This is a genomic window from Parafrankia sp. Ea1.12, from assembly GCF_900465275.1.
GTDB classification, from domain to species: domain Bacteria; phylum Actinomycetota; class Actinomycetes; order Frankiales; family Frankiaceae; genus Parafrankia; species Parafrankia soli.
The window spans coordinates 1-2098 of the sequence record NZ_UBIZ01000577.1 but is presented as its reverse complement, the minus strand read 5'-3'; the positions used below and the strand labels follow the sequence as shown (position 1 = coordinate 2098).

The window sequence follows — 2098 nt, the reverse complement described above, 5'->3', positions numbered from 1 at the left end:
CACCTAAACCGAAGTAGAGGTCAACCCCAGCCCCTCACCCCCGGCCACACCCTCCAAAAACATGTGTGGCGGGTGAATGAGTCCATGGACTCATTCACCCGCCACACATTCAGTCAAGCGCTGATGCACTCGGGGTTTGAACACGGAGTTGGTTGGATGACCACGGCAGCCTGTGCTCGGTCACCTACCCCTTTAGCGCCCAACACCCGGTGGACGACAGCTTGAGGGATTCCGTGCCTGGACCAGGCGCTGGCCCATTCCGTCTGCCGGCAAATCCACGACTCAGAAACTATGACGTATCGACGCCAGCGACACGGCCGGCTCCTCGAATGTTTTCCTCGGCGTGATATGGGGAATCCGCCGCAGTCTCATCAGCGACCTTGAACCCGTGTGTCGACTCGGGTCGACACGGCCCCGTGTCAGCTGACGCCCGGTCAACGCGACCCCGCGTCAGCCGGCGCCTGGGTCCGCGGCAGTCGTGTCAGATGTGTCAGATGTGTCGGCGGCGTTCGCGTCGTTGCCGGCGGCTGGGTCGGTCTGGCCGCGGCGGGAGTCTCGCATCAGCGGGAACAGGACTACTTCCCGCAGCGTCGGGGCATCGGTGAGCAGGGCGATGAGGCGGTCGATGCCGATGCCGAGCCCGGACATCGGGGGCATCCCGTACTCCATCGCCTCGATGAAGTCCTCTTCCAGCATCATGGTCTCGTCGTCGCCGGCGGCGCGCAGCTCGGCCTGCTCCTCGAGGCGGCGACGCTGCTCGACCGGGTCGACGAGCTCGGAGTAGGCCTTCACCAGCTCCCAGCCGTTCACGACGACCTGGAACATGTCGAGCCGGGACGGGTCCTCGTCGCTGCGCCGGGCCAGCGGGACGAGCTCCGCCGGATGGTGCACCAGGAAACACGGCTGGACGAGGTGCGGGCGGACGGCCTTCTTGTAGAGCAGGTCGACGAGCGCCGCGTAGGAGGCCGCGTCGTCGACCTCGAGCCCCAGCTCGCTGATGCGCGCCCGCAGGGTCGGCAGATCACGGACGACCGTGAGGTCGATGCCTGTCCGCCGGGCGACCTCGGCCCGGTAGTCCAGCTCGGGCCAGTCGGCGCCGAAGTCGAGCTTCACGCCGTCGTAGGTCACCGTCCGGCTGCCGAAGACGTCGTCGAGGACGGCCAGGATCATCTCGCGGACGAAGCGCATGTTGTCGCGGTAGTCCCAGTAGGCCGCGTACCACTCGAGCATCGTGAACTCCTGCAGGTGCGAGGGGTCCATGCCCTCGTTGCGGAAGTTACGGCCGAGCTCGTAGACGCGGTCCAGGGAGCCGACGACGACCCGCTTGAGGAACGTCTCCGGCGAGATACGCAGGTAGAAGTCCTCGCCGAGGGCGTTGTGGTGGGTGACGAAGGGACGGGCGGCCGCGCCCGACGCCGCTTCCTGCAGCATCGGCGTCTCGACCTCGAGGAAGTCGTTGTCGTCGAGGAAGCGGCGGATGCGGGAGATCGTCCGGGCCCTGGTACGGAAGCGCTCCCGGGAGTCGCTGTTCACCAGCAGGTCGAGGTAGCGCCGGCGCAGCCGGGCCTCGATGTTCGACAGGCCCTGCCACTTGTCCGGCAGGGCGCGCACCGTGCGGTTCAGGACGACCAGCTCGGAGGCGCCGACGGTCTTCTCGCCACGGCGGGTGGTGTAGAGGGTTCCGGTGACGCCGACGAAGTCGCCGATCTTGACGGCGCGGGCCCACTCCTGGAAGGTCTCGACCCCGAGCTCGTCCCGGGACAGCGACACCTGGACCCGGCCGGCGCGGTCCTGGATGTGGCCGAAGACCAGCCCGCCCATGCGTCGCCAGAGCACCACCCGGCCGGCGAGGCGGACGGCCGTCCCGTCCGCGGCGGCGGCCGCGGCGGAGGCCACCGAGTCGGTGAGATACCCGGAGCGGGGACCCGCCGTGGACTCGTCCGTCGCCATGCACAACACCCTTTTGCGAGAGGCTTCCGCCCGAGAATCCCAGGCGTCTTGACGGCGCCGCGCACGTCGCAGTTCCCGCGGCCCGCGTGGTCAAGCCTACTGGCCGCCTCAGCCGCCCCCGCCGCCCACGCGCCCGCGAGGGCCCGGC

1 protein-coding gene is annotated in these 2098 nt (G+C 68.7%); it reads right to left on the bottom strand.

Annotation, left to right across the window (positions count from 1 at the left end):
* Nucleotides 1-450 precede the first annotated feature (450 nt).
* Nucleotides 451-1950 (bottom strand): lysine--tRNA ligase, encoded by a 1500-nt coding sequence (lysS, locus tag FMEAI12_RS32140; protein WP_112108957.1) that lies wholly within the window; start codon nt 1948-1950, stop codon nt 451-453.
* Between the last annotated feature and the right edge of the window lie 148 nt (nt 1951-2098).